Here is a 7,925-nt window from a genome sequence, read left to right as displayed (position 1 = left end):
AGGAACTGTTCCGCATGCGCGTTGTAGTGCTGCAACGTGATGACGCTGATGTCTTCGAGTTCGCGCGGGGTGAGTTTCACGGAAATGGATCTCCAGCGCAAAAAGGGGGCAAGCAAAATCTTGCGGTTCTCCTCGACCAAGTATCGTCGGCAGCCTACTGTACTCCACTCCGGCGCGTAAGCCTGTGAGCATGGTTAGCTTCAGAGCGGCTCTGGTAATCGGCGGCTTGTGTGTTTGTTGATGCCTTGCACGAGAGGGACGATCTCGGCAGGCTTCGTGATTGCCGGGATGTAGCAAAGCTGACCTTTTTAAAAATACTTGGTGCCCAGGAGAGGACTCGGTCACACGAGCGCGACCCCGGCAGGGCTTGCAAGCGCAGCCTTTTGACTCCTCCCCGCAGAGTAGAAAAGGGCGCTAGGGAAGCGTATGGCAGCGTTTAGTCTGTCGAATGGCCAGTGCCGTCGCTCCGAGAGCCCGCCCGACGTACGCTATCCGTTAACGGATAGTGTATGAAATACGTTAATGGGGGCAGTGATGAGCTTGCGAGCGTGTGACGTGGTGCCGATTAGCGAAGCCCGGGCGCGGCTGACAGAGTTGGCCGACGAAGTCGTAGGCGGTGCGGAGAAGGTCCTGACCAAAAACGGAACGTCCTTTGTTGCGCTCGTTGACGCCAAGAAGCTCGACTACTACCACGCGCTGGAGGTCGAGCACGCGAACCTGGTGCTGCTCGATGAGGCGGAAGCAGGGTTGCACGAGTTGTTGGACGGTCAACTGGTTGGTAACGATGAGTTGATGCGTGCGTTGACGACGCCGACGAAGCTGTGACGGCCCGGGCAGTTATACAGGCCGCACCCAACTTCCTTGCGACGCTCGATGAAGCGCGACGTTTCCTTATCGAGCTGCGCATACAACCTTGAAAGAGTTGAGATTCAGGCGGGAACCGCAAAGAGGGGAACATGCAATGTGATCAACGTGGAGCCGGGTGACGACCTGACATCGAATGTGGCGCCAAGCCGGCTGGCTCGCGCCCGCATACTGTGCGTCCCCGTTCCCTGCTGCGCGTGGGGAAGCGGCAAAAAGCCGATGCCGTTGTCGTGGACCGTGAGCTGCAGGGCGCTTCCGTCATAACGCATCGTCACTTCGACCAGGCGCGCGCGACTGTGTTTGAACACGTTAGTCAAGGCTTCCTGCAGGACACGCATCAGGTCGAGGCACTTCCCGGACGGAAGTACGCATGTGTCGATGCCTGACGCATGCCAACGACATTCGACTCCCTGCGCCTCGAAGAGCCGCGTCAAACGATGCCGCATCGGCGCGATCTGCTCAGCGAGGCTCGTCTCGCCGGATTGCTGGCTCGTGGCCGAGTCGATGATGATGCGCAGATCGTCGCGCAATTCTTTCAGGATCGCGAGGAAGCGCTGCGGCGGAACATCGTGCGGCGTACGTTCGAGCATCACGATGCTGCTCACGAGGGTACCGCCCAGGCCGTCATGCAGATCGTGTGCAAGATTGAGCCGTTCGCCCAGCCGTGCGTTGGCGACTTCGAGTTCGTATTGGCGCTGCAGCGTTCGTGTGAGCTCGAGTCTCGTGGCTTCGACCGTGTGGGTCAAATCCTCGTTGAAGCGCTCGATCCGGCGCAGGTTCGCGACGAAGTGCCAGCCAAGCACCAGCGCCATGCCGATCATCAGGGCCTGCGAGGTGAGTGCGGCGACGTAGAAGTTATCGCCGAGGATGTTCAGAAACGTCAGCAGGTCATGAAGGGCGGCGATGACGAACACCACGATGCAGCACCCGAGGATGCGATGGTCCGTACGCCCGCTGCGCCACGCGAAGACCAGAAATATCAGGCTGGTGGCGAAATAGTGTGCGGCCTGTACCGTGGTCAGCAATGAACGCATGTCCTCGACACGCGCGTGCGGTGTCAGGGCTAGCGCCACGCTTGCGAGCGCAACGGCACCCGAGAGAGCGCGCTCGTAGCGCGGCCAGCGCCGGTCGCAAAAGCGCAGGATGAAGACGGTGAATGACGCGCTATAGACGAGCAGGGAGACCGTGTTGGCGATTTCCCAGCCATCGGTGCTGGGGAACGGCCAGGTGGTGGTGGCCACCTGGTTATAGCCGCAGACCCACCAGGCGAGCGACATCGCGGCGAACCATCCGTAGACGGTTTCCCGACGCCGCATCAGCCACATCGACAGGAAGAAGCAGCCCAACGTGGCGGACACCGCGAGACTGAACCATTGCATGTCGTTGCGCGTCCAGTTCGCATCCTTGAAACGGGCGCGCATCAGCGGGGGCGCGCCGATCGCTGCGGGTCCGAGCCCCGCCTCGTACATGGCCATTCCCGAGACGCGCACGAGCAGGGTATTGGTGCCCTCGTGCAGCAGCGACGCGGGCAATAGCAGGTAGCGCGGCGTATTCCACGCGCGGGTCAGCGGTTCGGCAAGCTGCGCATCGCGCATGAGCAAGGTGCCGTTCAGATAGATCGCGCCCGACATGTTCAGGTAATCGAGCATGAAGGCAACCGGTGTGTCCGCTCGAGCCTGATGCCAGCTCAGCCGGTACCAGACGACGCCATCGAAGCCGGGCCAGCGCAGTTTCCAGTCGTCGGGAAGGGTGACGTCGACCCAGCCCGTGGCCGGTGGGCTTTCCGTTTCGACGGCGCTCGAAGCTTGGGTGTCGAGGGTTTGGGCGCGGACGGCCTCAATGCGGGAGAACGGGACGGTGGCGGATGCCGCGGCTTGCGCAACGGTGCATGACAGCCACGCGCAAGTCAGGGCAACAAGCCATGTGAACGCGCTTCGAAGACCGCCTGCGTACGCGAACTGACGGCGAGTTTCTTGTAAATGTTTTTGATGTGGCATCCGACCGTCAGCTTTGACAATGTGAGTACGTCGGCGATTTCCCGATTGGTCAGCCCCTTGGAAACCAGCGAGAGAATTTCGATTTCTCTCGAGGTGAGGGACAGCGCGTCGCCTTGCTTCAACGTCTGAGCCGCCAGCTTCCCCGGCAGCGGCCCGCGCGCACCGATCAGATCGAGAATGCGCCTGGCGACGAACGGATCGATCGGCGCGCCGCCGCGCAGCGCGCTGCGGATCGACAGCGAAATCTCGAGCTCGTCGCGTTCCTTGAGGACGTAGCCGGTGGCGCCGGCCTGCAGTGCCGTCAGGATGGTCTGTTCGGTACTCCACGTCGAGATTACCAGAATCGGTAGCGCTGGATCGCGCTCATGGAGGACGCGGATCAAGTCGATACCGTTTCCGTCGGGCAGACCGACGTCGATGAGCGCCATTGCAAACGGCTGCTCGGCAACCAGCGCTCTGGCCTGCGCGATGTTGCCTGCGAACATCAGTGCGTCCGCCGCGTAGCCCAGTGAGATCAGCACGTCGCGTAGGCGCGCCTGGGCTAGAGGCTCATCTTCGACGACGAGCAAGGGACCGGGCAGGAGCGAATTATCGGGACTCTGAACGATAGGGGTTGTCATTGGATCGGCTCATCGCCGGGCTTCGGCGTGCTTTTGTTTAACGGTGGTTTAACGGTGGTTGCCCGCGGTGAGGATCGTTAGCCGACCCACGGCTGATTTCAGGCGTCATGCGCAAGGTTAGCGCGGCCAGCCAGTAGTGCAATACCGTCTTTGCAGTATTTCGTCACGGCGAGTCAGTCAGTGCGTCTTCCTCCTATCTCGCCACAACCGTGAAGCGATCGGGACGACGCGTTCGTCGCCGCGCGCCGAAGCCACGGGACAGGGACAGGGAACGGGTTCATCGCCCGGGACATCCCAACTACCTAATTTGAGGGATAGGCGGGTTCAAATCCGTGAAATACGATCCGCTGCGAATGCTACGGGGACGAGGATGGCGGCGGGGGCGGTGGCAGGGGTCTAGCAAGTCATGGACGAACAAAGGCGAAGCGCTTATGGCGCGTTCGCTCGAAAAGAGACAAAAGAAGACGGGGAAATCATGAATTACGCTTACCGCGTAGTCTGGAACGCGGCACACGGCGTGTGGCAGGTTGCATCGGAACGGGCCCGCGCACGGGGCAAGACATCGAGCAAGGCCGTCGTAGCCATCGGCTTGCTGTTGTGCGGGGTGCTGGCTCCAATGGCGGGGGTTCATGCCCAAGTGTCCCTGCTTGTCGGTAGCGGGGGAAGCGGCGGTAACGCTGGCGTCGACGGTAACGCCGGCGGCGCTGGTGGCCTCGGCGGTGGCGGTGGTGGAGGCGTCAACGGCGGCGCCGGCAATGTTTATGGTGGCGCTGGCGGTGGCGGCTTCGGCGGCGGCGGTGGCGGCGCCCTTGACTTCTACGTTACCCAGCTCGGCTACATTGGGGGCAATGGGGGCGGCTCGACCGGTGGTAGCGGGGATATAACCGGCAATGGTGGTGGCGGAGATTCAGGTGGGGCCATCGGTGGCAATGGATCAAGTGGTACAGGTAACGCTGCAGGCAGTGGAACCGGGGTCGGGACGATCACGACGGTAGCAAGCTCGGACACGATTTCCACGGGCTCTAGCCTATTCAACGTTTATAGCTTTGCCGGGGTTGGTGGCGGTGGCGGTGGTGGTGGCAGCTTCGGTCTTAACGGCGGAACGGGCACCGCCGGCTCCCTCTTTGTCACCGGGACGGGCGTCGGATTGACGTTAACCGCGGGTATGTTGGTTGGGGGCGGCGGTGGTGGTGGGGGCGCTGACGGTGGTTTCGGCGGCACTGGCGGTGCTGGTACGGTCACCATTGATAGCAATGCAATGCTTTCTACGCCCACCTTGCAGGTGGGCGGCGGCGGTGGCGGTGCTGCCATCGACGCCGGTGCGGGCGGCACGGGCGGTGCAGGCACGGTCGCCATTAACAGTGGTGCCACACTTTCTGCGACGACCCTGCAGGTGGGGGGGAGCGGCGGTGGCGGCGGTGTGACAAACAGCGGCGGCGGCGGCGCGGGCGGATCGGGTACGGTGACCGTAACTGGCAACTCGACAGTCAACGTTAGGGGGGCGCTCGTCCTTGGCGGATATGCCGGTAGCCGCGGTAGCTTCGGCACTGCTGGCGCAGGCGGCACGGGCATCTTCAATCTGGGCGGCGGCAGCACGCTGAACCTGACCGGCGCATCGTTCACCATCAACAGCAACGGTACCTTCAATCTGGGCGACGCGACGGTCAATGACTCGACGGGCGGCACCATCAGCGGACTGAGCAGCTTCGTGAACAATGGCCGGATCAATTTCAATCAGACCGATACATCCACGATCTCGGCCAATATCAGCGGAAGCGGCAGCGTTGGCCAGAACGGTAGCGGCACGACGATCCTGACCGGCATTAACACCTATACGGGCGGTACGACCATTGCCGGTGGTACGTTGCGGATCGGCAATGGCGGCGCAAGCGGCTCCCTCTCGGGTAGCGTGATTGACAATGGGACGCTGGCATTCAATCGTTCGGACAACGTAACTTTCGGCGGCAGCATCTCGGGCAACGGCTCCGTTCAGCAAAGCGGCGGTACGCTCACGCTGTCGGCCGCAAACACCTATACCGGCAGCACGACCATCAACGGCGGCGCGACCCTGGCACTCTCCGGTACCGGCAGTGTGGCAAATTCCAGCATTGCCGATAGCGGCACGCTGAATATCTCCGGAACCACCGGTACATCGATCACGAGCTTGTCGGGTAGCGGTAACGTCATACTGGGCGGTCAGACGCTGACGCTCTCGAACGCTAACGGTAGCTTCTCCGGCGTGATCTCCGGCAGCGGTGGTTTAACGATTGGTGGCGGCACTGAAACCCTGACGAACGTCAACACCTACACGGGCGCCACGACGATCGACAACGCCGCAACGCTCATTTTGTCGAGTGCGAACAATATTGCGCTTGGCAATGTCGTCAATAACGGCAATCTTCAAATTTCCGGGTCGATGGGCGGCCTGTCGGGAACAGGTACGGTCTCGGTGGGTAGTGCCGGGTTGGTCCTGACGGGTTCCGGGACGTTCGGGGGCGTGATCTCCGGAACGGGCGGCCTTACGCTGTCAGGCAGTAACGAGACGCTGTCGGGCACGAATACCTACGCGGGTGTCACGACCATCGACAGCAACAGTGCCTTGTCGCTATCGGGCACAGGCAGCATTGCGCAATCGAGCGCCGTGACCGACAACGGTACGCTCGATATTTCAGGTACGGCGGCCGGCGCGACGATCCAGAACCTCTCGGGTACGGGTAGCGTGAACGTCGGCAGCCAAACGCTGACGCTCTCCAACGCTATCGGCACCTTCTCCGGTGCCTTCAGCGGCTCAGGTAGGCTCCTCAAGCAGGGCAGCGGCACGTTGATTCTGAACGGCAATAGTTCATCGTTCACCGGCACGACCGAGGTGAATGCAGGCCTGCTCGAGGTCGGCGACATCGATACGCCCACGGCTACGCTCGGCGGCAGCGTTCAGGTCGATGCGGGCGGCACGCTGCGCGGTCACGGCACGGTGGCGGGCAGCGTGACGAACAGTGGCACAGTGATGCCGGGCGGTTCGATCGGCACGCTGACGGTCGGCGGCAACTACACGCAGGCGAGCAACGCGACGCTGTCGATCGAGGTCAGTCCGACAGCAGCCTCGCAACTGAAGGTGAACGGCAGCGCGACGTTGAACGGCGTGCTGGCGATCACGTACGATCCCGGCACTTATTCGGCCAAAACCTATACTCTCGTATCGGCGAACCACCTCACAGGCACTTTCGCCAATGTGACCAGTAGCGGCCCAGCGAATCTCGGCACGCTCACGGCTTCGGTGTCCTACACCCCGACGGCGGTCGAACTCGCCCTGGCCGAGCCAGCGGCGGTCACGCCGACCGCGCAGCTCGTGATCGCGCCGACCGATACCACCATCTATACCGCGATCGGCACCTCAGCGATCCTCGGCGCGCAAGCCCAGGATGCTGCGTTGCTTGACCGAATGGGGAAAGCGTCATCGGCAACCGCCGGTCAGCCCTATGGCTGGATCACCGCCACTGGCGGGCGGACGAAGATCGGCGGTACGAACGGCGAGCCCGGCTTTCAGTCGAGCCGCTACGGTTTTCTTGCCGGCCTCGATCAGCAATTTCGCGACTATACGGTGGGCATGGCCGCTGGTTACGATCATGCGGACATAAACGAATCGGTTACGGGCGATTCGGGCACGTCCGACACGCTGCGCGCAGCACTGTACGGCAGCCGCTTTGTGGGGCCGGTGAATCTGGCTGTCACGCTCGGCGCAGGACTGGACTTCCTTGCGCAGAAGCGGCCGTTCGGATCGGCGGGCACGGCCGAGGGCGACCACATCGGGCAGGAAGTCAACCTCGGCGGCCAAGCCAGCCTGCCGATGACGCGTGGCAGCCTGACGGTGACCCCGCGTATCGGCCTGCGTTATGCGTACTTTCACGCGAATTCATTCGGCGAGAGCAGCTCGGGTGGACAGGATCTGAACGTCGGCACGGACAACGTACACAGCCTGCAACCCTACGTTGGCGTCACGCTCGACAAGGCGTTCGGCGATGGACTGAAGCCCATGAACGTGCAACTGCGGCTCGGCTACGCCCGCGAACTGCTCGATGCGAACCGGACGGTGACCGTCGCGGCACGGGATGGCACGCTGTTCGCGGCGCCCGGTACGAACCTGCCGCGCGGGTATCTGACGACGGGTGCAAGCATCACGATGCACCCGAAGAAAAATCTAGATGTGTCCCTGGGCTATGACGCAGTCATCAACACCGGCCACGCATCGGTGCAACAGGGCAGCATCCGGGTTGGATACCAGTTCTGATCTGGAGGCCGACTCGCTCATCCCATGCTCGCGCGGCGAGCGCCGGGGGCGGGGGGCCCCGCCGCCCCTCGAGTGCGGGCCCCAACGGGGGCCGCCCATTTGGTGCAGGGGGGGGCAAAGGAAAAAGGCCCCGCGAAAAAGCGGGGCGTTGAAAAACAG

Annotated in this window: 4 protein-coding genes; 2 read left to right on the top strand and 2 right to left on the bottom strand. The window is 62.6% G+C overall.

All coding sequences use genetic code 11. The features are described from left to right. The first annotated feature begins 555 nt into the window (after nt 1–555). The gene (locus ACTHL0_RS05150; RefSeq protein ID WP_440565517.1) at nt 556–825 is read left to right on the top strand and encodes a type II toxin-antitoxin system prevent-host-death family antitoxin; all 270 of its coding nucleotides are present in this window, start codon (nt 556–558) and stop codon (nt 823–825) included. A 104-nt stretch (nt 826–929) separates the two neighbouring features. Here ACTHL0_RS05150 and ACTHL0_RS05145 read toward each other — a convergent pair whose 3' ends face one another. Beyond that, a complete protein-coding gene (locus ACTHL0_RS05145; protein WP_440565516.1) occupies nt 930–2,861 on the bottom strand; it encodes a sensor histidine kinase in 1,932 nt (643 codons plus the stop codon). After that, nucleotides 2,771–3,481: a response regulator gene (locus ACTHL0_RS05140; protein WP_440565515.1), complete on the bottom strand. Its 711-nt coding sequence runs from the start codon at nt 3,479–3,481 to the stop codon at nt 2,771–2,773. Before ACTHL0_RS05140 ends, ACTHL0_RS05145 begins: the two co-directional genes overlap by 91 nt. Nucleotides 3,482–3,956: 475 nt before the next feature. Here ACTHL0_RS05140 and ACTHL0_RS05135 point away from each other — a divergent pair, with 475 nt between their 5' ends. Continuing rightward, nucleotides 3,957–7,766, top strand: coding sequence for an autotransporter domain-containing protein (locus ACTHL0_RS05135; RefSeq protein WP_440565514.1), 3,810 nt, complete (start codon nt 3,957–3,959; stop codon nt 7,764–7,766). Nucleotides 7,767–7,925 lie beyond the last annotated feature (159 nt).

This window comes from Trinickia sp., from assembly GCF_051961175.1.
Taxonomy (GTDB): domain Bacteria; phylum Pseudomonadota; class Gammaproteobacteria; order Burkholderiales; family Burkholderiaceae; genus Trinickia.
This window is presented reverse-complemented; position numbering and strand designations above follow the sequence as displayed.

Coding starts and splice junctions, on each gene's coding strand:
- ACTHL0_RS05145 (WP_440565516.1), bottom strand. CDS start 2,861: ATGCCACATCAAAAACATTTACAAGAAACTCGCCGTCAGTTCGCGTAC.
- ACTHL0_RS05140 (WP_440565515.1), bottom strand. CDS start 3,481: ATGACAACCCCTATCGTTCAGAGTCCCGATAATTCGCTCCTGCCCGGT.
- ACTHL0_RS05135 (WP_440565514.1), top strand. CDS start 3,957: ATGAATTACGCTTACCGCGTAGTCTGGAACGCGGCACACGGCGTGTGG.